This window comes from Pseudomonas fluorescens group sp. PF-1 (assembly GCF_054481335.1).
This window is the reverse complement of record NZ_JBTMNG010000001.1, coordinates 2,143,450-2,167,565: the sequence shown is the minus strand read 5'-3', so window position 1 is coordinate 2,167,565 and position 24,116 is coordinate 2,143,450. Positions and strand designations below refer to the sequence as shown.

Annotated in this window: 23 protein-coding genes and 1 pseudogene; 8 read left to right on the top strand and 16 right to left on the bottom strand. The window is 59.2% G+C overall.

Annotation, left to right across the window (positions count from 1 at the left end; all coding sequences use genetic code 11):
- Position 1 precedes the first annotated feature (1 nt).
- Together ACX3YD_RS10375 and ACX3YD_RS10370 are read right to left on the bottom strand one after the other, a co-directional pair.
- A complete protein-coding gene (locus ACX3YD_RS10375) occupies positions 2–1,816 on the bottom strand; it encodes an ABC transporter ATP-binding protein (RefSeq protein ID WP_458959869.1) in 1,815 nt (604 codons plus the stop codon).
- Positions 1,813–2,853: an AraC family transcriptional regulator gene (locus ACX3YD_RS10370; RefSeq protein ID WP_103405545.1), complete on the bottom strand. Its 1,041-nt coding sequence runs from the start codon at positions 2,851–2,853 to the stop codon at positions 1,813–1,815. The genes ACX3YD_RS10375 and ACX3YD_RS10370 overlap by 4 nt, the downstream gene beginning before the upstream one ends.
- 167 nt (positions 2,854–3,020) lie before the next feature.
- Between ACX3YD_RS10370 and ACX3YD_RS10365 the strand changes: the two genes are divergently transcribed.
- The 5 genes from ACX3YD_RS10365 to ACX3YD_RS10345 all read left to right on the top strand — a co-directional run bounded on the left by ACX3YD_RS10365 (position 3,021) and on the right by ACX3YD_RS10345 (position 5,990).
- A complete protein-coding gene (locus tag ACX3YD_RS10365) occupies positions 3,021–3,872 on the top strand; it encodes a 3-hydroxybutyryl-CoA dehydrogenase (RefSeq protein ID WP_103405546.1) in 852 nt (283 codons plus the stop codon).
- Positions 3,859–4,518 (top strand): TetR/AcrR family transcriptional regulator, encoded by a 660-nt coding sequence (locus ACX3YD_RS10360; protein WP_458959868.1) that lies wholly within the window; start codon positions 3,859–3,861, stop codon positions 4,516–4,518. The genes ACX3YD_RS10365 and ACX3YD_RS10360 overlap by 14 nt, the downstream gene beginning before the upstream one ends.
- Before the next feature lie 91 nt (positions 4,519–4,609).
- Positions 4,610–5,023, top strand: coding sequence for a VOC family protein (locus ACX3YD_RS10355; RefSeq protein WP_103405548.1), 414 nt, complete (start codon positions 4,610–4,612; stop codon positions 5,021–5,023).
- A gap of 135 nt (positions 5,024–5,158) precedes the next feature.
- Positions 5,159–5,587: a hypothetical protein gene (locus ACX3YD_RS10350; RefSeq protein WP_458959867.1), complete on the top strand. Its 429-nt coding sequence runs from the start codon at positions 5,159–5,161 to the stop codon at positions 5,585–5,587.
- A gap of 196 nt (positions 5,588–5,783) precedes the next feature.
- A complete protein-coding gene (locus ACX3YD_RS10345; protein ID WP_047530768.1) occupies positions 5,784–5,990 on the top strand; it encodes a hypothetical protein in 207 nt (68 codons plus the stop codon).
- Between the two features lie 180 nt (positions 5,991–6,170).
- On the opposite strand, the gene ACX3YD_RS10340 is transcribed toward ACX3YD_RS10345, so the two are convergent.
- Both ACX3YD_RS10340 and ACX3YD_RS10335 read right to left on the bottom strand, forming a co-directional pair.
- The gene (locus ACX3YD_RS10340) at positions 6,171–7,097 is read right to left on the bottom strand and encodes a Gfo/Idh/MocA family protein (RefSeq protein WP_458959866.1); all 927 of its coding nucleotides are present in this window, start codon (positions 7,095–7,097) and stop codon (positions 6,171–6,173) included.
- A gap of 185 nt (positions 7,098–7,282) precedes the next feature.
- On the bottom strand, positions 7,283–7,738 hold the full coding sequence (locus ACX3YD_RS10335) for a cupin domain-containing protein (protein ID WP_103405551.1): 456 nt from the start codon (positions 7,736–7,738) through the stop codon (positions 7,283–7,285).
- A gap of 375 nt (positions 7,739–8,113) precedes the next feature.
- On the opposite strand from ACX3YD_RS10335, the gene cynS reads away from it, so the two are divergent.
- The 3 genes from cynS (at position 8,114) to ACX3YD_RS10320 (ending at position 9,638) form a co-directional block, all read left to right on the top strand.
- The gene (gene cynS / locus ACX3YD_RS10330) at positions 8,114–8,581 is read left to right on the top strand and encodes a cyanase (RefSeq protein ID WP_047530774.1); all 468 of its coding nucleotides are present in this window, start codon (positions 8,114–8,116) and stop codon (positions 8,579–8,581) included.
- Between the two features lie 104 nt (positions 8,582–8,685).
- Positions 8,686–8,934, top strand: coding sequence for a DUF2790 domain-containing protein (locus tag ACX3YD_RS10325; protein WP_047530776.1), 249 nt, complete (start codon positions 8,686–8,688; stop codon positions 8,932–8,934).
- A 41-nt stretch (positions 8,935–8,975) separates the two neighbouring features.
- On the top strand, positions 8,976–9,638 hold the full coding sequence (locus tag ACX3YD_RS10320; RefSeq protein ID WP_103405552.1) for a carbonic anhydrase: 663 nt from the start codon (positions 8,976–8,978) through the stop codon (positions 9,636–9,638).
- Here the strand turns inward: ACX3YD_RS10320 and ACX3YD_RS10315 are convergent, their stop codons facing one another.
- The 12 genes and pseudogenes from ACX3YD_RS10315 to ACX3YD_RS10260 form a co-directional block, all read right to left on the bottom strand.
- Complete coding sequence (locus tag ACX3YD_RS10315; protein ID WP_458959865.1) at positions 9,639–9,803, bottom strand: glutathione S-transferase C-terminal domain-containing protein; 165 nt, start codon at positions 9,801–9,803, stop codon at positions 9,639–9,641. It lies immediately after the preceding gene.
- A 69-nt stretch (positions 9,804–9,872) separates the two neighbouring features.
- Positions 9,873–10,757 (bottom strand): transcriptional regulator CynR, encoded by an 885-nt coding sequence (gene cynR / locus ACX3YD_RS10310; protein WP_090463194.1) that lies wholly within the window; start codon positions 10,755–10,757, stop codon positions 9,873–9,875.
- Between the two features lie 373 nt (positions 10,758–11,130).
- Positions 11,131–12,351, bottom strand: a complete 1,221-nt coding sequence (gene arsJ / locus ACX3YD_RS10305) for an organoarsenical effux MFS transporter ArsJ (RefSeq protein ID WP_103405554.1) — start codon at positions 12,349–12,351, stop codon at positions 11,131–11,133.
- A 9-nt stretch (positions 12,352–12,360) separates the two neighbouring features.
- Complete coding sequence (locus tag ACX3YD_RS10300; RefSeq protein WP_458959864.1) at positions 12,361–13,365, bottom strand: ArsJ-associated glyceraldehyde-3-phosphate dehydrogenase; 1,005 nt, start codon at positions 13,363–13,365, stop codon at positions 12,361–12,363.
- 182 nt (positions 13,366–13,547) lie between these two features.
- Positions 13,548–14,264 (bottom strand): arsenical resistance protein ArsH, encoded by a 717-nt coding sequence (gene arsH, locus ACX3YD_RS10295; protein WP_103405556.1) that lies wholly within the window; start codon positions 14,262–14,264, stop codon positions 13,548–13,550.
- Positions 14,257–14,391: pseudogene (locus ACX3YD_RS10290) on the bottom strand (arsenical-resistance protein); the annotation flags it as partial. The pseudogene ACX3YD_RS10290 and the gene arsH, both read right to left, overlap by 8 nt.
- 46 nt (positions 14,392–14,437) lie before the next feature.
- Complete coding sequence (locus tag ACX3YD_RS10285; protein WP_047530794.1) at positions 14,438–14,809, bottom strand: metalloregulator ArsR/SmtB family transcription factor; 372 nt, start codon at positions 14,807–14,809, stop codon at positions 14,438–14,440.
- A 523-nt stretch (positions 14,810–15,332) separates the two neighbouring features.
- Positions 15,333–17,228 (bottom strand): FAD-dependent monooxygenase, encoded by a 1,896-nt coding sequence (locus tag ACX3YD_RS10280; RefSeq protein ID WP_458959863.1) that lies wholly within the window; start codon positions 17,226–17,228, stop codon positions 15,333–15,335.
- 95 nt (positions 17,229–17,323) lie between these two features.
- The gene (locus ACX3YD_RS10275; RefSeq protein ID WP_458959862.1) at positions 17,324–18,802 is read right to left on the bottom strand and encodes an aldehyde dehydrogenase family protein; all 1,479 of its coding nucleotides are present in this window, start codon (positions 18,800–18,802) and stop codon (positions 17,324–17,326) included.
- Between the two features lie 173 nt (positions 18,803–18,975).
- The gene (locus tag ACX3YD_RS10270; protein ID WP_458959861.1) at positions 18,976–20,418 is read right to left on the bottom strand and encodes a carotenoid oxygenase family protein; all 1,443 of its coding nucleotides are present in this window, start codon (positions 20,416–20,418) and stop codon (positions 18,976–18,978) included.
- A 217-nt stretch (positions 20,419–20,635) separates the two neighbouring features.
- Positions 20,636–21,247 (bottom strand): methyl-accepting chemotaxis protein, encoded by a 612-nt coding sequence (locus ACX3YD_RS10265; protein WP_458960404.1) that lies wholly within the window; start codon positions 21,245–21,247, stop codon positions 20,636–20,638.
- Between the two features lie 1,187 nt (positions 21,248–22,434).
- Positions 22,435–23,988, bottom strand: a complete 1,554-nt coding sequence (locus ACX3YD_RS10260) for an FAD-binding oxidoreductase (RefSeq protein ID WP_458959860.1) — start codon at positions 23,986–23,988, stop codon at positions 22,435–22,437.
- Positions 23,989–24,116 lie beyond the last annotated feature (128 nt).

Below are 24,116 nucleotides of genomic sequence, written 5' to 3'. Positions count from 1 at the left end.
GTTACCGATAACCCCTTGCCTGCAGATCGAACAACTGCGCATAGCGCCCGCCCTGGGCCAGCAGATGCTCATGATCGCCGCGCTCGAGCACCTTCCCCTGATCAAGGACGATGATGTGGTCGGCGTTGCGCACGCTGGAAAAACGGTGGGAAATCAGCAAGGTCATGCGGTCCAGGGTGTGCTGGCTGAAATGCTCGAACACCGCGGCTTCCGCCGCCGGATCGAGCGCCGAGGTCGGCTCGTCCAGAATCAGGATATCGGCATCGCGACGCATGTACGCGCGGGACAACGCGATCTTCTGCCACTGCCCGCCGGACAACTCCTGGCCACCGGCAAACCAGCGCCCCAGTTGCGTGGCATAGCCGCGATCCAGGCGCTCGATAAAGGGCGCGGCCATGCCCTCGGCAGCGGCCTCCTGCCAGCGCTGTTGATCGTCGAACGCCAGGGTGTCGCCCACGCCAATGTTCTCGCCGACGGAGAACTGGTAGCGAATGTAATCCTGGAAAATCACGCCGATACGCCGACGCAATGCGTCTTCCTCCCAGGCCTGCAGGTCGCTGCCATCAAGCAGGATGCGCCCCTGATCGGGCCGGTATAAGCGGGTCAACAGTTTAATCAGGGTGGTCTTGCCCGAACCGTTCTCCCCCACCAGCGCCAGGCTGTGGCCGGGGACAAGGTGCAGATCGATGCCTTCCAGCGCCGCACGACTGGCGCCCGGGTAACGAAAACCGACATTCTCGAAACGCAAGCCATCGCCGGGCACCGCACCGACGGTGAGGTGGCCCGTGTCGACCACCACGGGTTCGGCCAGATATTCGTAGAGGCTCGAGAGGTAGAGGCCATCTTCGTACAGACCGCTGATGGCGCTCAGGCTGCTGCTCACCGCCGTCTGACCCTGTTTGAACAACACCAGGTACATGGTCATCTGTCCGAGGCTGATGCTGCCGTGCACGGCATCGACCACCACCCAGGCATACGCCAGATAAAACGCCCCGGTGCCCAGCAAGCCGAGAACGAATCCCCAGCCATCGCGGCGCAGGGTCAGGCGCCGGTCTTCGGCGTAGAGACGGGCAAACGTATCGCGATAGCGCTGCAACAACAGCGGCGCGAAACCGAACAGTTTGACCTCCTTGATGTAGCCCTCGTGGGAAAGCAGCGTCTCGATGTAGGTCTGTTGCCGGCTCTCTGGCGCACGGCGGGTAAACAGGCGAAAGGCGTCTCCGGAAAAATGCGCCTCGGCAAAGAACACCGGCAGCGCACCGACCACCAACAGCACCAGCGCCCACGGCGAAAAATGCACCAGCAGCACGCCAAAACTGATCAATACGATCAGGTTCTGGATCAGCCCCAACGACTTCATCACCAGGGCCAACGGTCGGGTCGAGGCTTCGCGGCGTACCCGTACCAGCTTGTCGTAGAACTCGGAATTCTCGAACTGCACCAGCGACAATGTCTGGGCCTTTTCCAGAATCATCGTGTTGACCTTCTGCCCCAACTGCACGCGCAGCAGCGACTGCTGGACCGACAGCGCGCGCTGGGTGGCGGACAATAATGCCAAAACACCAGCCTCCATCAGCACATAACGCACCACCGGCCACAACGGCGCACTGCCCTGTTGCGCATGCAACTGCATGGCGAACACCACGGCGTCGACGATGCGCTGCCCCAACCAGGCCGCGAGCGCGGGAAGAACGCCGGCAATCAGCGTCGCCAGCACCAGGCCGAGAAACAACCCGCGCGAGGTACCCCAGACCAGCAGCAGGGCTCGTCGGGCCTGGTCGAGCAGTGAGGTGAGGCGAATCAGTAAGGCGCTCACGCCTCGGATTCCACTGAAGTGCCGGCCCGCTCCCCCTGATACCGGGCCCGATAGCGCCCCGGGCTCTCCCCCGTCCACTTCTTGAACGCGCGGTGGAACGCACTCGGTTCCTGAAAACCCAGCTGTTCGGCGATGTCGCTGATGCTTGCCCGACTTTCACGCAATTGCTCGAACGCCACGGCACGCCGTACTTCGTCTTTGATCTCTTGATAGGAACACCCTTCACGCTCGAGTTTTCGGCGGAAGGTGCTGGGGCTCAAATGCTGTTCAAGGGCGAAGGCCTGCAGGGTCGGCCAATCACTGTAATGGCTGCTGCGCAAACGCTGATGCACCTGGGACGCCAGGCCATGCTGGTTGCGGAAGCGGATCACCAGCCATTGCGGCGCGGTGCGCAGGAACACTTTGAGCGAAGCCAGGTCCTGAACCACCGGCAGACGCAGATAGTGACTGGCGAACTCGATTTCGGTGCGCTCGGCGCCAAAGGTCAGATTCGGCCCCCAGAGCAGTCGGTCATCGCTCAGCGGCAGACGCTTGTGGCGAAAATCGGCACGGTCGATCGGAATGCGCCGGCCACCGAGCCAGCACAGCAGACTGATCATCAGCACCAGGTACGTTTCTTCGCCGAAGCGGCTGGCGTCTTGGGTGGCCGAATGGCTGTCAAGGCTGATGACCGCGCGTTTGCCGCGCACGGTCAGGGTGCCGCGAAAGTCGCGCAGGAACAGGCCGAAATTGACCAGGCACTGGCGCATGGCCTTGTGCAGGTCGGGCTCCTGAATCAATGCCCGGCAAATCAGGGCGAAAGCGCCCGGTGGCATGCCATGGGAGTCGAGCCCGAAAAACTCGTCGTTCAATTCGCGGATCTGGATCAGCCACAAAGCCGCAAACGCATTGGCCGGCACCCGCGCCATGGGCTGCCGGATCACCGCCGGATCGATGCCGGCCTGCTCAAGCACGGCCCGCACACGCTGCGGGTCGTCCCCTGTCCCGTGGAGCATTGCCTGTACGAAGTAGGCGGCCACTGAGTCCTTTTCCCGCATGTGAACGCTTCACTCCCCATCACCCGAAATGGCAAAAAACATCAGTGCCGTTGAACAGTTTCGGCATAGGACAACCGCCCCGCCAGCTCTAGACTCCGGGCCAATAGTACGCCTTCGGCCATCACGGCGGCCAAGGTATCGCAAGGTTTGACTCGAAGGACGGCAAGATGAATCTGCAAAACATTGGCGTGATCGGCGCCGGCACCATGGGTAACGGTATTGCGCAAGTCTGCGCCCTGGCCGGTTTCAACGTGACCTTGATCGATATCTCCGAGAGCGCGCTGCAAAAAGCCCTCGCCACTGTCGGCAAAAATCTCGATCGGCAGGTCGCCAAGGAAACCCTGACGCCGGAGCAAAAACTCGCCGCCCTCGACAAGATCCGCACCAGCACCGATTACGCCAGCCTGAAAGGCGCGCAACTGGTGATCGAAGCGGCGACCGAGAACCTCGATCTGAAACTGCGAGTGCTGCAACAGATCGCAGCCCAGGTCAGCACCGACTGTGCGATCGCCTCCAACACCTCGTCGCTGTCGATCACCCAACTCGCCGCCAGCGTCAGCCAGCCTGAGCGTTTCATCGGCCTGCACTTCTTCAATCCGGTGCCCGTGATGGGCCTGATCGAAGTCATCCGCGGCCTGCAGACCAGCGACACCACCCATGCCCTGGCACTGGAAATGGCGACCAGACTCGGCAAAACCGCGATCACCGCCGGCAACCGTCCGGGTTTTGTGGTGAACCGGATTCTGGTGCCGATGATCAACGAAGCCATCCTGGTATTGCAGGAAGGCCTGGCCAGCGCCGAGGACATCGACGCCGGCATGCGCCTGGGCTGCAACCAGCCGATCGGCCCACTGGCGCTGGCGGACCTGATCGGCCTGGACACCCTGCTGGCGATCATGGAAGCCTTTTACGAAGGCTTCAACGACAGCAAATACCGTCCGGCGCCGCTGCTCAAGGAAATGGTCGCCGCCGGTTATCTGGGACGCAAAACGGGGCGCGGCTTCCATGCCTATGCCTGAGCGTTGCTCGCGTTTCGCCGAATACCGGGACAAGGTGCTGGAGCTCTTTGCCAGCAAAGGTTTCGGTCAGGTCGGCATGCGTGAGCTCGCCACGTGCCTGGGGCTTTCCCCAGGCTCGTTGTATCACCATTACCCGAGCAAACAGCACTTGCTGCTCGATCTGATCGAGGAGTTCTACGAAGAGCTGTTGGCCACCCTCGGCCGTATCGAGAAAAAAGCCCCGGCCAGGCGTGATCGACTCAACAATGTGATCCGCGCGCACTTGAACCTGCATCGCGACATGCCATGGCATTTTCGTCTGGCAGAGCGCGACGGCGGCTGCCTGAATGAAGAGCAACAGGTACGGGTTCAGCATCTGCGCGAGCAATACGAGCGCAAGTTGCTGCTGATGCTCGGCGCGCGTTCGCGGTTCAGTGAGGCGGGCCAGTTGGCGGCCGGGCACGCCATTGCCGCGCTGCTCAACAGTGCGCCCACCTGGTTGACCTCGCACACACTCGATGAACGCGAGCACGACGAGCTTCTGGAAAGCATGGTGAGCGGCGCCATCGAACGCCTGCTGGCGCCACGCCGCGCGAGCGAGGCAATAAGCCTGGCCTCGTCTATCGAGAAAACATCTAAAAAAACCCAGGTTCCCGCCACGATTTAGCGCTTTGCTTGCCGGGTCAATGCCATCGGAATTTTGCCGTCGAACGCAACGTCCAATCCGATGTGCACCTTCAATGACCGGGAGCCGAACCATGAAAATCAATCCCTACCTCATCTTCAATGGCGACTGTAAAGCCGCGTTCACCTTCTACGCCCAAAGCCTGCAAGGCCAGATCGAAGCCATGATGACTTTCGGTGAAACCCCTGCCGGCGAACACATGCCCAAAGACCTGCACAACCTGATCATTCACACCCGCCTGCTGGTGGGCGATCAAGTGCTCATGGGCTCGGACACCACGCCCGATCGCCCGGTGGACGACATGAGCGGTTGCTCGATTTCCCTCAACGTCGACAGCATCGCCGAGGCCGAGCGGGTCTTCGCCGCACTGTCGGAGGGCGGCAGTGTGCAAATGCCCCTGGATGCCACGTTTTGGGCGGCCCGTTTTGGCATGCTGGTGGACCGTTTTGGCGTGTCATGGATGGTCAACTGCGAAAAGGATCAGTGAGCACGCCTTGCTGATCGCGATGCTCAAGGCATGAAAAAGCCCGACCGGCAGAGGTTGGGCTTGCTGGCAACTCTCGGGCCGTCTGCTACCGTCAAATAGTCACCCGCATAGCAGCGACCTTTCGGAGGATCCCCTATGCCAGTCCATGACCTGTCATGGTCCGCCCGGTTGAAACTGTCGCTTCTGGCTGGCGGGCTCATCGCCACCCTGATGGCTCTCGGCGGGTGCGCAACCGTCGACGCCCGAACGACCGCTTATGTCGGCGTCGAGCATCCCGCGCCAACACTGCCCAGTGAAGTGGTCGTACTGCGTACCGAACCGCTGCGCCCGCATGTTCGATTGGGTGAAATATTGATTGACGCCAGCGTCGATCCCGCGCCACCCATCACCCAGGTAGAAGAAAAACTGCGGGATGAGGCGGCCAAGCTCGGGGGCGATGCGGTGGTGGTGGTCTATGACCATATTCAACCGGTGGGCGCTTATGTCAACGGGCCACTATGGGCTCGCGATGTACAGACCATTGAGGGGCGCAAGCTTAAAGGGATCGTCATCAAGTACCGATAGTGTGGTCCTGCGCCGCGTGGCCAAGGCAACCTTTCGTCGTAAATGAAAACGGAACGACAACTGGGCCCCTGTCTGGCTTAGGGTTTGCAAAGGCCCGACGTAGCACCCCAGAACGACATAATTCTGACGCGGCTGCGCCTCAATTCAACGCTTAAGGACGCCAGCGATACGCTTGGTCAGTCACCGGAGATGTAACGTGTCAACTCTCAATGAAATCGCAGCGAACCACGCGAGAATGGCCAAGGCAAAGGAAGAAGAGTCGACCGGACTGAGTGAGCGACAGCTCCATGTGGTGGGCAGTATCGAAATCCAGTCCGTGGATGCGCAGCAGCATGTGCCACTGCACCTGATCGCTGGCACGCAGGACAATAACCTTGGACAGGCGATCAGCTACTCGCTCTGACTGCGGTGAACGTTGCGCATGCCCGACAGTGTTCACACCGGGGCATGCGACGATGCCAGACATTCAGCGCGAGGAAATCAGCCCATCGCCCGGCAACGGACATACCTGACTTGCCCGAGGCAAACGCCAGTCGCAAACCGTCCGGCGTGAAAGCTTTATCACGGTAACGGCTGGCGGCCGCTAGTCAAAGAACGGCTCAACCTCCGTCCGGCTGCCGACAAAGAAGGTGTCGGCCACCAGTCGCAGCGGCTGGAGGTCCAGGTCACTGGCTTTGTCGGCAATCAACTGCTGAAAATGTCGATACACCGCCGCGTACTCGCCCTCCTCCGACACGGCCTGGCGCACGCCATCAATACTCAAGCGCGCCCCCCCGTTGTCCAGTCGCAGGATACCTTCGGAGCAACGAATCTCGATGCTCCAGAGTTCGTCATGTCCGTGGTCGAAATCGAACTCCGCGCGAACATCGAGGTGGCGCGCGTCAGACATTTTGATGGAAGCGGCGATGGGCGACTGGCAGTTTGCGGGGACTCGCAGTTCGGCTGACTCAACGAACAGCGGCAGCGGCAGCAGATGGGTGGCAATCGACAAGGCGTTGATGCCCGGATCGAAGACGCCCAGGCCACCAGGTTGCCAGATCCATGCCTGGCCGGGGTGCCATTTGCGAACGTCTTCCTTCCAGTCGATCTGCACGCTTTGCAGGGTGCGGGTGGCCAGCCAGTCACGGGCGGCTTCGATGCCGGGCGCATAGCGTGAATGCCAGGCGAACAATCCGCTGACCCCTTGCTCCCCGGCCTGATCCACCAGTGCCATCGCCTCGCCCAACGTGGCGCACGGCGGTTTTTCCACCAGCACGTGCTTGCCAGCGGCCAGCGCCTGTCGGACCAGGGCGAATCGCCCCTGGGGTGGCGTGCAAAACGCTATCGCATCGACATGGGGGCCGCGTTCGAGCAACTCGCTCAGGGACTGAAAATTCTCAACCCCGGCGCAGGGCCGCCCTTGCGTGGCGACCGACACTAACTGGAACGCGGGGTTGGCGTTGATGGCTGGAACGTGTTGATCCTGGGCAATCTTGCCGTAGCCCACCAGACCGAGACGGATCGGTTGCATCAATGACTCCTGTTTTTTTGTACTTATGGATTGACCGGGATTGAACCACTGTTTGTCTCGGCCGGGTAATTTTCGGCGGCCTTGAAGGCCGGCTTTTTCTTCCTGACGCTCCCTTCGCCAGCGCTCAAATTGGCCCGTGACGGTTGCCTGGAGGTCGTGCCCGCCAGGCAATCGGCGCAGACGGCTTATTTTTGCAAAACAACCAGCGGAGTGTCCTTCTTGACGATGTAGGTCGCCAGTTCCGAACCGGCGGTCGTGCCGATGTTCGTCGCGGTGTGGGCGGTTCCTTCCGGAATGTACAGCGAGTCACCGGCGTTGAGCGTCACCGCTGGCTGCCCCTCGAGCTGATACTGAAAGGTGCCACTGATGACGTAAGCCACTTCCACACCGGGGTGCGAGTGCCTGGGGGCTGCGACCCCCGGCTCGAAGTCAACGCGGACCTGGATCACTTCGCGGTCGGAAACGCCCAGATCACGTTTCACCAGATCCGTGCGATGCAGGCCTGTCTGCCAGCTTTTCGCCGCAGACGTCTCGTGAGCCGCTTCAGCCTGTGCCATCCCCGCGAATGCACAAAGGGACACGGCGGCGGCCAGGGCGGCAGCAAACCTGCCGAGAATCTTATGGGTGTTGAAACGAGGCATTGAATTTCTCCGGTCAGTGCACGGTAAACGCCGAGTCGGGTTTCGCTCATGCAGTGAGTCCATTTCGAGTCAACGGTGTATCTCCCACATGTCCGACTGACCGGTTTTTGTATGCCGAGGTCGCTGGCGACACTGGAGATACACAGCAATACAAACCCACTGGGCGCATACGTTTTCCGGCTTTTTCCCCGCGATCCACACCTTCACGCATTCGCCTCGGTGCGGGGCCAACAGCTGCGCGCACTCCGATCGGCATCTATAGGCAAGACCTATGCAAAGGATTGCATATCGGTCTTGGACGCTATCGAACAAACGGCAGAGGATTGCTTCACACCCAAGCAACACCCAACCAGCAACCCCGACAGGAGATTCACCATGCAACAGTCTCACGCTTACAACGACACCAGCCTCGAACTGACCGCCAAAATCCTGGACGCCAAGGCTCGCAAAAACCTCTCCTTCGAGGACCTGGTTGAAGGCACCGGCCTTGGTCTGGCTTACGTCACCGCCGCTCTGCTCGGTCAGCACCCGCTGCCAGAAAACGCAGCGAACGTGATCGGCAAGAAACTGGACCTGGACGCCGATTCGGTAGCCCGCCTGCAAATCATCCCGCTGCGCGGCAGCCTGTCGGGTGTGCCGACCGACCCGACCATCTACCGCTTCTACGAGATGATCCAGATCTACGGCACCACCTTGAAAGCCCTGGTTCACGAACAGTTCGGCGACGGCATCATCAGCGCCATCAACTTCAAACTGGACATGAAGAAAGTCGAAGACCCGGAAGGCGGCCACCGTGCGGTGATCACCCTCGACGGCAAGTTCCTGCCACTGCGTCCTTTCTAAGGACCTAACCGGACCTGTCATTCGGCCCGCAGCCTTTGTGGGCCCGCTTCAAAACCGACCGAACCCGCTTCTATCAATCAGCCCATTGGAATGGAGGACTCGTCATGCAAAAAATTCTGTTTCTCGCCCTGTCCCTGACGGCCTCGCTGTCAGCCTACGCACAGGGACCGGTGGTCGCACCAGAAGCCGTTCCCTATGCATACGGCATGCATCTGGATATCGCCAAGGTGATCAACATCACCCCGGCCGCGGATGTCTGCGGTCCGACGCCCGTGCAGATGACTTACAAGGACTCCCACGGCGATACCCGAACGCTGGAATACAACGTGATCGGTGCCGGCTGTACCAACTGATCGTCACTCAACCATCAAGCAATCAATGAAAGGTACGCATCATGAAAGCGCTCATCGAAGGTTTTTTGAAGTTCCAAAAGGAAGCGTTTCCACAACGGACGGACCTGTTCAAACACCTGGCCACCACGCAACACCCAGGCACGTTGTTCATCACATGTTCCGACAGCCGCGTGGTACCGGAGCTGCTGACCCAACAAGAACCCGGTGAGCTGTTCGTGATTCGTAACGCCGGCAACATTGTGCCGTCCTACAGCCCGCACCCGGGTGGTGTGTCGGCCACTGTCGAATACGCCGTGGCCGTGCTGGGCGTGACCGATATCGTGATCTGCGGCCATTCCGATTGCGGTGCCATGACCGCCGTCGCCAAGTGCACATGCATGGATCACCTGCCTGCCGTGGCCGGCTGGTTGCAACATTCCGAGTCGGCCAAAGTCATCAACGAGTCGCGCCCTCACGCAGATGAAGCCGCCAAAGTGAGTTCGATGGTGCGTGAAAATGTCATCGCTCAACTGGCCAACATCCAGACCCACCCGAGCGTGCGCCTGGCCCAGGAAAAAGGCCGGCTGAATCTGCATGGCTGGGTCTACGACATCGGGGCCGGTTCGATCGACGCCCTGGACGCCGACAACAAGACGTTCAAGTCCCTGGTCAAGCACCCAACGACCTGCGCCGTGCGGGCCCGTGCCGAAAAAGCCGTTGCCTGATCAGGCACTGACTCCAGCCGTATAGGCGGCAATGTCGGCGACCGTCGGCTTGTCACCGGCCAGGAATGGACGTTGGCCCAGCTCGTCTTCCATGACTTCAAGCAAGCCATGGGAGCGTTTGATGGCGTCTTCGGTGTCATAACCGGCGCCCAATATGGTGATCAACCGCGCGGTGGCAGGCCGAGTTCACCCAGCGTAATGATCGCTGTCGATATCTCGATGATGTGCACGGCTCTAATCGCCCACCGTGGTTCCTGACACCAACTCCATGAAGGCGACGGATGCTGCGCTGTGGTAGTTGTTTTTGCGCCGCAGTAACGCCGCTCCGCGTCGAGGTCCGTTGTCCATCAACGCGAGCTTGCGCAGGGCGCGGTCCTGGGTAGCGATCGGCTCGGGAAGAATGGTGGCGATCGCCGTGTGCCGGATGACTTCCAGCAGTGTGTTGACCGAGTTGACCTCGATCGCCACCTTCGGCGTGATCCGCGCGCTTGCAAAGTACTCATCGATACAGACGCGAGTGACGAAGTCCGGCGTCAACAGGGCAAACTCCAGTTGAGCAACCTGCTGGGCCGTCAATGGCGTCTTGCAGTCGTACAGCGGGTGATCGCGCCCGACCATCAGCCCCAGGGTTTCGATAAAAGCCGGAATCGATTCGATGTCCGCGTTTCTCACTTGGTCAAATGCGATCGCGATATCCAGCGAATCCTCCGCCAACCCGGTTTCGATATCGTCCATCGACAATTCAAAGATTTCCAGATGGATGTTGGGATAGCGGTTTTTGTAGTCGCGTACCAGTGGCCCGACGAGATACGCCATGAACGTCGGCGTCATGGCCAGGCGCAAGGTGCCCCGGGACAAGTCCTTCACATCGTGCAGTGCGCGCTTGCCAGCGGCCAACTCCACCAGCACGCGACGCGCGCATTCGATGTAGGCCTGCCCCGCGTCGGTCGGTTTCACTGTCCGCGATGTTCGGTCGAACAGCACAACGCCGAGCGACTCTTCCAGTTGCCGGATCTGTTGGGACAAGGTCGGCTGGGAAACATGCAACGCCTCGGCAGCGCGGGTAAAGCCGCCGTTGTCCGCGACGGCCAGTAAATAGCGCAAATGTCGTAGCAGCATGCGGGTTCCCCTCGATAGGCTCAGCTTATGCGCTGCATTGTATTCGTTCCTGGACGCTATCGGTCAGTCGACAGCAGCAGGCTACAACCCCAGGGGCACGGCTTGGCGGGCATCGCCTGATCGTTCATGCCAGATCGCGGCCTGGATTGTTTCACCCAGCACAATTGAGTCATGACAACCCTGCTGGTTCTCTGATTGCGCCGGGATAGCGAGACTGGACACAGAAGCCATTGCCACTTTTGACGCACACGCGCTGTGCTGTCCTTGCAGGGAAACGAAATGACTTACGACTTTGATTTATTTGTAATCGGTACAGGTTCCGGCGGCCCCGACGCTGGCGACATCATTCGTCATAGCGTCACGGAACTGACCTTCACATCGCCTCGGCATGCCTCGGTAACCCTATGGAGATCAGGGCTGCGAGCAACACGAATGCGCTCGATATCCACAAGCACGCACCCAGTCCATATACCTGATAAACCCAGCCGGAGAGCACCGTGCCTGCCAACCGTCCCATGGCGTTGGACATGTAGTAAAACCCCACATCCAGCGACACGCCGTCTTCCTTGGCGTATGACACGATCAGGTAGCTGTGCAGCGAAGAGTTCACCGCGAACAGCGCACCAAAGACCATCAATCCGCCGAGCAACACCCCCTGTTGCGACAGCCCGGTATCGAGCCCCAGAGCAATGGCCGCAGGCAGGCCCGCCAGCGCCAGCGCCCATAGAAACGCCGCACGACCATCGGGTACGTGCCCACGTTTCTTGCCGGTGATGGCGGGCGCAAGGGACTGGACGATGCCGTAGCCAATCACCCAGGCCGCCAGGAAGCCCCCGACCGCCCAGAAGTCCCAGCCGAACACGCTGCTCAGGTACACCGGCAAGGCCACCACGAACCAGACATCGCGGGCGCCGAACAGGAACATCCGTGCCGCCGAGAGGATGTTGATTGCCCGGCTCTTGGACAGGATGTCGCGAAACCTGGGCTTGGCTTTGGCCTTGCCCAGGTCCTTCTTCAACAGGATCAAGCTGCCGATCCAGATCAGCGCCAGGACACCCGCCATGGCCAGCAAGGCACCTTTGAAGCCGATCGATGCCAGCAAGGCCCCGCCCAGAAAGAAGCCGACACCCTTGAGTGCGTTCTTCGAGCCGGTGAGGATCGCCACCCACTGGTAGAGCTTGCCCTGCCGCCCATCCGGAACCAGAAGCTTGATAGAGCTTTTGGCGCTCATCTTGTTCAGGTCTTTGGCAATCCCCGACAGCGCCTGAGCCCCCATCACCCACGGGATGGTCAGCCAGGCGCCAGGCACCGTCAGCATCAGCAGCGCCGCGACCTGAAGGCCCAGCCCGATGTTCATGGTCCGGTTAAGACCCAACCGGGCGCCGAGGTAGCCCCCCACCAGGTTGGTAATCACGCCAAACAGTTCGTAGAACAAAAACAGGGCCGCGATTTGAAGGGGGCTGTAGCCCAACGCGTGGAAGTGCAGCACCACCAACATGCGCAAGGCACCGTCGGTGAGGGTGAAGGCCCAGTAATTGCCCGTGACCAGCAAGTACTGCCGCACTTCCGGAGCGAGGGCTGACAACGCTTTCATGACCGCTCCTCAGACTGCCATTGCGACCATTCTGGCCAGTTCGACGGTGCGATTGGCATAGCCCCATTCGTTGTCGTACCAGGCATAGAGTTTGACCTGGGTGCCATTGATGACCATGGTCGACAGCGCATCGATGATCGACGAGCGCGGGTCGGTACGGTAATCGATGGACACCAGTGGGCGCTCCTCAAAACCGAGGATGTCTTTGAGCTCGTTCTCGGAGGCGTCCTTGAGAAGTTTATTCACCTCTTCGACCGTGGTGGCCCGCTCGACCTCAAAGACACAGTCCGTCAGCGAAGCGTTGGCCAATGGCACACGTACGGCGTGCCCATTCAGGCGCCCACGCAGCTCCGGGAAAATTTCCGCAATCGCGGTGGCCGAGCCGGTGCTGGTCGGAATCAAACTCATCCCCGAGGCACGCGCTCGGCGCAGGTCCTTGTGCGGCTGATCGAGTATGCTCTGGGTGTTGGTCAGGTCGTGGATGGTGGTGATCGAACCGTGGCGAATGCCCAGTTTCTCGTGGATGACTTTCACCACCGGCGCCAGGCAGTTGGTCGTGCATGAAGCGGCGGTGACGATGCGATGTTCCGCCGGTTTGAATAGCTGATGGTTGACGCCCATGACAATGTTCAACGCGCCCTTCTCTTTCACTGGCGCACTGACCACCACGCGCTTCACGCCTTGGTCCAGGTAAGCCTGGAGCACCGCAACCGTCTTCATTTTGCCGCTGGCTTCGATCACCAGATCACAGCCCGACCAATCGGTGTCGGCAATCGTCTTATTGGCCGATACCTTGATTCGTTTGCCGTCGATGACGATGCTGTCGCCTTCGGAATCAGCCTGGAAATGCCAACGACCATGCACCGAGTCGAAATTAAGCAGGTGCGCATGAGTCGCCGCGTCCCCTGCTGGATCGTTGATCTGCACGAACTCAAACTCTGGCCAGCTCCAGGCGGCTCGCAGCGCGAGGCGACCGATCCGGCCGAAACCATTGATGCCAACTTTGATCGTCATGTTGTGGTGCTCCGTATCTGCTGTCAGTGGGCGTTCGACGGGATATCGAACCGGGCGATGTTTTCAATAGGGGCAGGATGCTGAATCGCTTGTGGACGCAACGACCAATCCGGTACGGGCGCCCTTCTTCCCTGGGCACGGGGCAGTACGGAATATGGGTGTTGTGGCACGGTGAAAAAGCCTCAGATGGAGCGCTGATTAACACGCTTCATGAGTTCTTCCGCCGACTCCTTGCGTTCGGAATAACGATCAACCAGATAGTCCTGACGGTCGCGAAGCAGCAGCGTGAATTTCACCAACTCTTCCATCACATCAACGACACGGTCGTAGAACGGAGAAGGTTTCATCCGGCCGTTATCGTCGAATTCCATATAGGCCTTCGGCACGGAGGATTGGTTAGGGATGGTGAACATGCGCATCCAACGTCCCAGCACTCGCAGCTGATTGACCACGTTGAACGACTGCGAGCCACCGCACACCTGCATGACGGCGAGGGTTTTACCCTGGGTCGGGCGTACCGCGCCCATCGCCAGTGGCACCCAATCGATCTGCGCCTTGAAAACCGCGCTCATGGAACCGTGACGTTCTGGAGAGCACCAAACCTGCCCCTCGGACCACAGCATCAGCTCGCGCAGCTCCTTCACACGTGGGTGATCGTCCGGTGCGTCATCGGGCAGCGGCAAACCTGACGGATTGAAAATCCGCGCCTCGGCGCCGAAGTGCTCCAGCAGTCGAGCGGCCTCCTCGACCAACAAGCGACTGAAGGAGCGCTCACGGGTCGATCCGTAGAGCAGCAATATGCGTGGCTTATGGATAGAGGTCTTCTCGATGCCCAGCTTGTCAGTCGATGGGAAATCAACCAGTTCGGTATCGAGTTGGGGGATTTGGTCATCAAACATAGTCTTTGTCCTGCGCAATGGCGCTCTTGGATTCATCGAACCAGCGGCGTTTCAGCCAAAGGGCCACACCGACCAGAGATATCAGTACCGGCACTTCCACCAATGGGCCAATCACCGTGGCAAACGCAGAGGAACAGGATTTTCATCGAGCAGTCTCGCAGTCGAAGGCGCAATCAGGCGATTTTGCTTGCACAGCACACGGCTGCACGTTCAGGACGGTCACCCATTTCATCAAGGCGTTTGGCGTCAGGGCTCAGCCAATGCTTGTTGCTTTCCAGCACGGTGGTCAGCACTTGATGAACCCAGTCAGGGAGGTTCGGGTGCAGGCGGTAATACACCCATTGACCTTGGCGACGGTCCGACAACAAGCCACACGTACGCAATTGCGCCAGGTGCCTGGAGATTTTTGGCTGGCTCTCGTTCAAGGCGCAGGTCAGCTCGCACACACAAAGCTCTCCTTCACGGGTAATGAGCAGCATGGTGCGGACACGGGTGTCGTCAGCCAGGCATTTGAAAACAGTGGTCGGTGTCAGATGGTCGGCCATATCGATGCTCAGCGTTTGGTTTCACCAGGATGAATATCTTGATGCGCTCATGAATGTCGTGAAGGGTGCCGGTGCTTGCGGGTCACTGCGAAATCTCGATTCATATACGATTTAACGAATATATGTTTTTACGCATATAAGGTAAATGAAAAGAAACGAAATATTTCCTCAAGGCGCCTGTTCCTGAGGATCACAGTCAGCTCAAAGCCCTGATCTTAAGGCGAGCAGCAGGCTGGCACCTGGCAAAATGCTTTGGATATATGGGGGAAATTGAATATTAGAACGCTGTAATGAGTCAGGCGCTCACACAGAAACAGTCTCACGCCTGTTCGCATCGGCCAATGATGCCTGCGCGAGTGCGCCCAATGTACCCACCGGCCGAACACGGCAGGTGGGTACAGATCCGATCGACACGAACAAGATTGAGCGACCGATAGTGGCAAAACAAAGCCATCAAGATCGGGAAGGATCGATCAACACGGCTGCCCCAGGTGACTGGACTTGGGGAAATTCAAGCCCCCCTTCACTCGCAATTGAAGACCGGACGCAAGAACGCCTCCAACGCCTCGTATCCATCCAGGGGCAGAACATGGGCGATGAACTGATCCGGTCGCACCAGTACCATTGCGCCCCGCTCACGATCAATGCCGCGCAACGCGAATACATCCAGACGACTGTCTGCGGTGAAGACCTTTTCATAGTCAATCAACCCGTATCGTCCTTTTCGTGGAAGCAAAAGCGGAGGCAGATCTTCCAGGCGCAACGTACGGTGAGGTTGTTGGAAAATCGCCCGTACATCCAGGATGTCGTCCACGTCAGCGCTCAGCGCCGCGATGCGGCGCAACGAGGGGGACGCGGCTTCGCTCAAAAAACTGCACAGACCGCGCAGACCTGTCTGCTCCTTGTCAGAAAAGGCGTAGAGCGTCCAGCGGCCATCAGCACAAGCCGTGTGCCCCAAATGGACAGGCTTGGCGTCTGCCAGGCGAATCACGGGGGCCGAGTGGAATCGGCTTCCAATGTGCAACCCCTCGGCCAGATGCTGCCAATGCCCCTCCCCCGTCAGCATTCCAGGCTTGTAGCGTGTTGCCACACCTGCCGTATAACGCCCGGCGCGGACAAAATACTCTTGCACTTCGGCGGGGTCGATTCCGCTAGAGTCAGGGTTATGAGGGTCCTTTGGCCGTCCTCCCATCAGTGCGGCCCAGTGTTTGTCGAAGTCGATCAGTTCCTGAGCGACAGGCTGACGTTCTTGGCTGTAGGTTTTCAGCAGAGTGGCATCACTGCGCCCCTCGAGCACTGCTGCAATCTTCCAACCGAGGTTGTACGTGTCTTGCATTGAAACGTTCATGCCCTGGCCAGCCTTGGCACTGTGCGTATGGCAAGCGTCACCGGCAATGAAAACTCTGGGTTCGCGCTCATCACCCTGTTGATCCAGGGAGTCGTCAAAGCGATCGGTCAGACGTTGCCCGACTTCGTAGACCGAGGACCAGGCGACTTCCTTCACATCCAACGTGTAAGGATGAAGAACACTCCGGGCAATCGAGACCATCTGCTCGATGCTGGTCTGCCGAATTGACTGACGATTGTCCTGATCGACAATGCCAAGGTCGACATAGAAACGAACGAGATGACCTCCTTCGCGAGGAATGATCAGCAGATTTCCACCCGTCGCGGACTGAACAGCCGCCTTGAGACGAATGTCGGGGAAGTCGGTTACAGCCAATACGTCCATCACTCCCCAGGCATGGTTGGCAGCATCGCCGCGCAGTTGTTGCCCGATAGCGCCACGCACCACACTGCGGGCACCATCGCAACCGACCACATACTTGGCTCGAACCTGGCGCTCCTGCTCCTCGTGACCGGGATCTGTACGGCGCAGGGTCACCTGAACGGGATAGGGATTTGTGTCGTCACGCGCAAGATCGACGATTTCCCAGTTGTAGTCAGGGACCAGCCGGCGGCTGGACTTCTCCATGGACTCAAGCAGGTAATCCTGGATTCGCGCCTGATTGACGATCAAGTGCGGGAATTCCGACAGACCGTCCTCGGTGTCCTGGACTCGGCCCGTACGGGTGATCGAACCTCGATGACTGGCGTCAGGTCGCCAGAACACCGTTTCGTTGACCCAGTAGGCCTCACGCAGCAGTCGGTCGGCCAGGCCAAAAGCATTGAACATCTCGACTGTTCGGCAGGCGACTCCATCGGCCTGTCCCATCAGCAGAGGCCCGGAGCGCCTCTCGAGGATGCGCGTCACGATGTTTGGAAATGTCGAGAGCTGGGTTGCCAATACCAAACCCGCGGGACCGCTGCCAGCAATAAGTACATCAACTGCTTCAGGCAATTCGTGATTGTGCACACCCTCCTTTGCGGGTTGCAGGCAGGGATCACCCGCGTGGAAGCCGTTGAGATGAAACTGCATGAATGTTGTCCTCACTCTACGTGAACGATGGTGACCGTTTGGCCTGTGCCTTTCGGTGCGGCGGCGACTCGCCCCCATCAGGGGGCAAGGTGTTCTCAGAACGGATAGTTCGCGCCGTTTTGTCTCCAAGTGATCCAGTGAGCCCGGGTGAACTCGTCAATGGCGTAATGGCCATTGAACCTCCCCAACCCGGAGTTCTTCTCACCACCGAAAGGCGCATTCGGCTGGTCGTCCACAGTGATGTCGTTGATGTGGGTCATGCCGGCCACAATCCCTCGCGAGAACTCGATACCCCGTTGCATGTCGCGAGTGAAAACCGCACTGGAAAGTCCGTACTCACTTGCATTCGCGAGGTCTAGCGCATGGGCCTCGTTATCGGCGACAAGCAGAGGAAGTACCGGGCCGAAGGTTTCCTCCAGTGCCAGTTCGTGGTTCGCGGGAACCTTGCCGAAAACATGAGGCGGCAACACGAGGCCATTCGGCGCGCCGCCATGAAGCTCCTCAAGGCCGGAGTTCCTTGCGTTGGCGAGCTTGGCCTGCAACGACTGCATCTGCGCTTGATTGGTCAGCGGACCGATGACCGTATCGGCTGCCATGGGGTCACCCACCTTGAGTTTCCTGACACGCTCGACGACCAGTGCGGCGAAATCCGCGTAGAGCGAACGTTCGACAATGACCCGATTGGCACTCATGCATATTTGACCCTGGTGGAGAAAACGCCCAACGACAGCGGCATGAGCCGCCAGTTCGACGTCAGCGTCCTTCAGGACAACCAGAGGGCAATTGCCGCCCAGTTCCAGGGCAACCCTCTTGAGGTGGGCGCCGCCAGTAGCAATCCGTCCGACATTTCGCCCGACTTCAGTCGAACCCGTGAAGGAAACCAGACTCGGCACCGGGTGCTCGACGAACGCATCACCGATTTCAGAGCCGGCACCGACCAGGACGTTGATCACTCCGGCAGGAAATCCCGCCTCCTCAAACATGTGCGCTATCAGCAACCCACCGCTGACAGCCGTGTCACTGGCCGGTTTGAGTACAACGGTGTTGCCCAGCGCAATGGCCGGAACGACCGAACGCATACTCAAGTAAAGAGGGAAATTCCAGGGACTGATAACCCCCACGACCCCCAGTGCTTCGCGGAACACAAAACTCTGCTCACCCGGTTTGTGGCTGCTGAGGATGCGCCCCTCGACCTGGAATGGGAGCCCCGAGCACTCCCTCACCAGTTGCAGCGTGTTATGCCATTCGAACCCCGCCTTGAGCCGGGTACTGCCCGACTCCCGGATCAGCCATTCGACAATTTCTTCGGCTCGCGCCTCCATTACTCGGGCCAGTTTTTCCAGCAACTCGCGGCGTTGCCCGGGAAATGTTTTCCCCCATGCACCCTGAGCCGTCCTGGCAGATTGGTAGGCGTCATCGAGATCGCCGATAGAGGCCAGCGGCATCTCCAGAAGCTTTTCGCCGGTGTACGGATTGTTATCGTCCAGGCGCTTGGCAGAGCGACCTGTGCGCCAGGCACCGTTGATGTACTGATGACCTTCAATGAGATAGCGCGGTACTTGAGTGTGTTCCATGGTGCAAATCCTTGATCTTCGTGATGTGCCAACGAGCTGCGCAAGATTCGCGCTCAAAGCACCATCGACAGTTGATGAACAAACGAGAAAGACGCAACGGCACGGAAGGGATCTAAAAGCCCTTCCCGTGCCTTGAGTCGTCGCTGAAAGTGGTGGTCGCCTGGCAGGGGGGCTCAGGCTCCGTTCGACGCGCCACTTGCAACCCAGCAACCATGGAAAGCGTCACGCAATCGGATGGGCAGCTTGATCGTGGCGACAGGCCCTTTTTCCGGGTGGGCCGCCTCAAGGATCGCCACCGAGGCGAGCATCCGGTCGTGATGATCCACTACCACCAGCAGATAGCCCTCGTGGTCGGCGGCGGGAACCAGCTGTGGTTCCTGGAACGAATCGGCATCGCGAAGATGCAATGCGCTGACAGCACCGCTTTCGACGTCGACACGAACCAACAAGTTGGAACCTGGCCCGATGGGGCCGGAGATGTTCAGGGGAAGTTCCGGGTTGATGCCACCGTAGTAGATGACCCGGTGCTTAGCCGCAACCACTCGCCCGTCTACCCGAGGAAGCTCCCCGGGGATGGGGCTGAGCTGTCGCGAGCTGAAGCTCTGCTCGGGATCCTGCACATCAAAGCTCCAGCGGGTCAGGAATGGCGCCGCCTCCTCGGGGTTGTAAGGTGCACCGTCTGCATCGGGAATGCCCGGGAAGGCATTGCGTTGGGACAGACACAGGTCCATGTGAACCATGCTGCCTTCGTTATAGGCATTACCCACGTGAAACGAATAAGCCGCAGGTCGTTTGAACCAGCGCAGCTGATCCACCGAGCCATGACGCGGCAAGATGCCGATCCAGCTCTCCTTGTCACGCTCCCACACCCAGTGATCCCCACCCTCGCGCATGCGTTCAACGTCGGCGGTCGTCGGGAAGACCATGAAAATGACGTAGTCCTGAGTGACCGCGAAATCGTGTTGCATTGCGGTATACGGCGCTTCAAACCAGTCTTCGCGGATCAGGTTTCCGTGCTTGTCGACCACACCGAAGACCATGTCCCTTGAACCGAGTCCGCCAGCCTCATAACCAAACAGCAACCATTCCCCTGTGGCAGGGTCGATTTTGGGATGGGCCGTCACGGTCTTGCTCGTCAGCCTGCCTTTGAAGTCCCAGGTTCCGCGTGTTTCAAGGGTGTCAGGGTCCAGCTCGTAGGGCAGCCCATCCTCTTTCAGGGCGAACAGACGGCCAGCGTGGAAGAAAGCGGTTGTGTTGGCGGAGCTACCACTGACAGTGGCCACAAGAGGATCGTCGGTGAAGGGATTGCGATAGGCACCGAACAGGGCGCGACCCGCTTCGCGCTCGGCGAGGAAGCGCTCGGTGCGGACGTGACGCATACGGAATTCAACTCGCCCACGGTGAAAGCGAAACAGACTCACAACGCCATCACCGTTCACGTAGATATCGTCGCCAAGCTTGGGCGCAAAGCGTGGATCGGGACCACATCGATACCAGGTACCCTCGATCTCGGCCGGAATCTCTCCCGTCACCTCGAGATCCAGGATCTCGCAGTCAGTGCGCATCGGGGCATTGTAGCCAGTGAAATTAGGCAGAGCCGGAAATTGCAGAGTCATGTGCATCACCTAAATCGTAGAACCGGTTCGACCGGATTCTTGTTTTCATGCTCGCCGCAATGGGCGAAACCCTGGAGCTGAGCGCAGCATCCGAGCACGAATTTAGACTTGGAAAGGCGACACGACTTGCCTGAGCGGTGCGACAACTTGACTGTCAAGGACAGCGTTTGCTGAATGCTGCCGCACGCGACTCCAGTTTCCTCAGAACCGCGGCATATCAGTACCGGAACAGCGTGATGCACTGGCTCAGCTCAACGCTGAGGTGCTGCAACGCGTCGCTGAAGCCAGTGCTCTCGCTGGCTTTGGCAGCACTTGCCTGCGCATCGTCTCGCACCTTGACGACGCTCCGACTCACTTGCTCGGCTACGGCACTCTGCTGCGTGAGCGCCGCAGCGATTTGCTGGTTCATTTGCTCGATCAGAGAAACCGACTGTGTGATCGATATCAAACTGTGATCGGCCAGACGGACTTGCTCAACGGCCCTGCTCGCCTGCACCAGGCAATCCTCGCTGCGATACATGGCTTGCCGCGTCAGTTCTTGCAGGGACTCGATAGTCGTGGCGATATCCATCGTGGCGTCCTGGGTTCGTCTTGCAAGCGCCCTGACTTCGTCTGCAACAACCGCAAATCCGCGCCCTTGATCTCCCGCGCGAGCAGCCTCGATCGCGGCATTGAGCGCCAGGAGGTTCGTCTGCTCGGCAACAGACTTGATCACATCGAGTATGCCGCCGATTCGCTCGCTCTCTGCGGACAAGGAAACCATACTGGCTTTAGTTGCCAGCACGCCTTCTGCCAAACCATCGATCCTGCCCACGGCGTCGGCCACCATCATGGCGCCGGATCGCGCCTGCTGTTGCGCATCGCGCGCCGCCACAGACGCTTGCTGCGTATGGCTCGCCACTTCATGCACACTTGCAGCCATCTGCACGAGTGCCGACGCGCTCTGCTCTGCTTCCTGGCTTTGCCTGCGCGTAATCTCGCCGGCGCCTGCACTGATAACAGCGCAGCCGGCCGCCATCGCCGATAGCGTTTCAACGCCGCCGCCAATCCGTTCAACCACCCCACGTACATCACAGACCATGCGGCGAGTCGCAAGCAGCAACTGCCCCAACTCATCCTGTTGGCGAACCTCGATCGCAATGCAAAGGTCGCCTGCTGCTACGGTACGCAACACCGAGACGGCATGACGCAGAGGCAAGACGATCTGACGGTGCAAAAACAAAGCAACGGCACCGGCCACCAGGAGGAGAGCGAAACAGCTGAAACCCATAAGGCGTGGGATTCGTCTATCGAGAGCCGCCATTTCTTTGCCAGGCGCCACATAAGCGGCCTCTGCAAGACCCATCAATTTGGCAAATTGTTGTTCCAGGTCTTCATACGCCGTCCCTCCATGGGAAGCCCCATCCGCAATCCCCCCCAAGCGATCAAAAGACGCCTGACAGGCTTTCGTAGCGGACTTCATTTCCACCAGGAACGCCCGTTGTTCACTGTTCAAGCGGGACCCCAGAAGCGCGTCCAACCGAGACTGCATAGCCGTGAGCGACGCCTGGGCGCGCTGCGCGGAGTCCAGAGATCCAGAGCGGACGTATTCCTGCTGAGCCACTTTCGCGCGAAGCAAGTGGACCTGGCTTTCAGCAATACCCGTCATCAGGTCGCCACGTTCTAACAATGCGAAGATGTTGATGAAGCCCACACTGGCTACGCCCAACGCCACCACGACAACCAATCCAAAGCCTAGAAGCAACTTGCGACCAATCGAGAGATTGCTCAACACATACCCCATACGGGTACCCCTTTTATTGTGGAGACCTGATCGGCACCGAGAAGTGGAAGGACCCTCAGGATTGACCGGGACTTCAGGCTCCAGGGTTTCTTGTTATTTATTCTGGCTGCGCCAGCGTTGACCAAGGCTGTCAGTCAACTGGATGGAGAAATTGATACGGCGATGCGCAGACAGGAGAACAGCAGGTATTCCACCGAGTTTTTATCCTTCGGTGGAATACTGCCTTCAGCCGGTCAGGCTATGGTGATGCCTGACATCCCGGGAGCAATCAGGCCCTTCGGATCCAGGGCTTTCTTGATGCGCCGATTGAGGTCCATTTGCGCCGAGCCATAGACTTGCGCCGTTTTCTTCATGAACGCGGGATTACTGCGATACACCCCATACCCCGCCTTCGCGAACGTCGCTTGTGCCTTTTCGAAGAAGGCATACGCCCTCTTCTTCTGATCCTCATTGCTGCGGTCATAGAACAGGTTGAACAGATGCACCATGCTGCGGCCGTTCAGGAAGAACGCATCGATGAAATCGAACTCGAATTCGGCGGCAAGCGATTTCATCATGTCGAGCTGTTTGATCGCCTCACTGCCTCGGGTCGGGCAGATCGGAGCAAACCAGATCAGACCGCCACCACCAATCCAGTTGAGCAGTGCAAACTCCTGAAGGTCAGGCGTTCCCGTAAACATGTCATGGAAGTGATGCACCAGTTTTTCCGGCAGCACGTTCAGTTGCTCGCCATGCAGCAACATCCCACCGGCGGCCTTGGCTTCCTTTTCAACGAATTTGAGGTGGGCAGCGATCTGATCCCTGGTGCCGTATAGAGCGGCGGTCATGGAGATCGTTGGCTGATGGTTTTTCTGAGCAAACGCCTGGATTTCGTCAGCAGTGAGAGCGCCAGGTCCAGGCTTGATCACCGAGCGGGGAACACCAGCAAGCGCCATGCCCGTAGCGGTCGACGCGATCAACAGGGGGGACCGGACGGTCTCGGACAGCTTCAGCCGGCGCCCCAAGTCGACAGCTTTTTCGACATCTGCGTAAAGCGGGAAGCTGATCGTGAAAATCTCGTAGCTTTCCGGGGCGGGCATCAGCCACAGCCCGAGCTTTGTGACGATGCCGAAGTTGGACTGACTGAAAATGCCATCCAGATAAGGACCATACCCATATTTGTTGGTCTGCCAGGCGCTGGTACCTTCTATACCGCCGAGTCCCGTCCTGACCACTTGACCATCGGCGAGAACCACTTCCATCCCGCAACAGGCCGAGAACTGTTCTGCGTAGGCGGTGTACCCCTCGCCGCGAATGAGGGTTTGTCCGAGCGGCCCCACCAGCGGTCCAGGACCAGGCACGCTCAACCAAAGCGGAATGTTGTGCTCCTTGATATAGGCGTGAAGCTGGGCATAGGTGACGCCAGGCTCGACCAGGGCAGTGCCCAACACAGGGTCCACCTCAATGATTTTGTTCATCTTGCGCAGGTCCAGAAGGAGCTGCCCTGGTACGGCAGGCAAGGCCTCCCCGTAGCCAAAGTTCCTGCCTGTCGAGATAGGCCACAGCGGGATCCCATACTTATGACTGACTTTCAGGACCTCCTGAATCTGCTCCACACTCGACACGGAGACCGCACCGGAGGGTGCATAGAGTTTCTCGTCAACAGGAATGTAGGCCTTCATGTAAGGCGACATTGATTCATCGGCTACAAAAACGTTGTCTTTGCCGACAATCGCGGCGTACTCGGAGACGGCTTGGTTGAAGGTATTTTGGCTTACGCCAGCAGGCAGATTGGTTGAAGTGGTCATGTCACAGCTCCAGGGAAACAATCAAGTCAGAAGGACGAAAGAGACGTAGGGGGTTGAGGAGACGGGGCTTTCGGACTGCCATCCCCCTGGCGGTTCTCTTCTTTGCACAGCCGAAGCAGCGAAGACAC

Coding starts and splice junctions, on each gene's coding strand:
- cynS (WP_047530774.1), top strand. CDS start 8,114: ATGCAACAGTCTCACGCTTACAACGACACCAGCCTCGAACTGACCGCC.
- ACX3YD_RS10280 (WP_458959863.1), bottom strand. CDS start 17,228: ATGCAGTTTCATCTCAACGGCTTCCACGCGGGTGATCCCTGCCTGCAA.
- ACX3YD_RS10260 (WP_458959860.1), bottom strand. CDS start 23,988: ATGACCACTTCAACCAATCTGCCTGCTGGCGTAAGCCAAAATACCTTC.
- ACX3YD_RS10325 (WP_047530776.1), top strand. CDS start 8,686: ATGCAAAAAATTCTGTTTCTCGCCCTGTCCCTGACGGCCTCGCTGTCA.
- ACX3YD_RS10350 (WP_458959867.1), top strand. CDS start 5,159: ATGCCAGTCCATGACCTGTCATGGTCCGCCCGGTTGAAACTGTCGCTT.
- cynR (WP_090463194.1), bottom strand. CDS start 10,757: ATGCTGCTACGACATTTGCGCTATTTACTGGCCGTCGCGGACAACGGC.
- ACX3YD_RS10265 (WP_458960404.1), bottom strand. CDS start 21,247: ATGGTGGCCGACGCCGTGGGCAGGATCGATGGTTTGGCAGAAGGCGTG.
- ACX3YD_RS10340 (WP_458959866.1), bottom strand. CDS start 7,097: ATGCAACCGATCCGTCTCGGTCTGGTGGGCTACGGCAAGATTGCCCAG.
- arsJ (WP_103405554.1), bottom strand. CDS start 12,351: ATGAAAGCGTTGTCAGCCCTCGCTCCGGAAGTGCGGCAGTACTTGCTG.
- ACX3YD_RS10355 (WP_103405548.1), top strand. CDS start 4,610: ATGAAAATCAATCCCTACCTCATCTTCAATGGCGACTGTAAAGCCGCG.
- ACX3YD_RS10360 (WP_458959868.1), top strand. CDS start 3,859: ATGCCTATGCCTGAGCGTTGCTCGCGTTTCGCCGAATACCGGGACAAG.
- ACX3YD_RS10370 (WP_103405545.1), bottom strand. CDS start 2,853: ATGCGGGAAAAGGACTCAGTGGCCGCCTACTTCGTACAGGCAATGCTC.
- ACX3YD_RS10320 (WP_103405552.1), top strand. CDS start 8,976: ATGAAAGCGCTCATCGAAGGTTTTTTGAAGTTCCAAAAGGAAGCGTTT.
- ACX3YD_RS10365 (WP_103405546.1), top strand. CDS start 3,021: ATGAATCTGCAAAACATTGGCGTGATCGGCGCCGGCACCATGGGTAAC.
- ACX3YD_RS10275 (WP_458959862.1), bottom strand. CDS start 18,802: ATGGAACACACTCAAGTACCGCGCTATCTCATTGAAGGTCATCAGTAC.
- ACX3YD_RS10300 (WP_458959864.1), bottom strand. CDS start 13,365: ATGACGATCAAAGTTGGCATCAATGGTTTCGGCCGGATCGGTCGCCTC.
- arsH (WP_103405556.1), bottom strand. CDS start 14,264: ATGTTTGATGACCAAATCCCCCAACTCGATACCGAACTGGTTGATTTC.
- ACX3YD_RS10270 (WP_458959861.1), bottom strand. CDS start 20,418: ATGACTCTGCAATTTCCGGCTCTGCCTAATTTCACTGGCTACAATGCC.
- ACX3YD_RS10335 (WP_103405551.1), bottom strand. CDS start 7,738: ATGCCTCGTTTCAACACCCATAAGATTCTCGGCAGGTTTGCTGCCGCC.
- ACX3YD_RS10285 (WP_047530794.1), bottom strand. CDS start 14,809: ATGGCCGACCATCTGACACCGACCACTGTTTTCAAATGCCTGGCTGAC.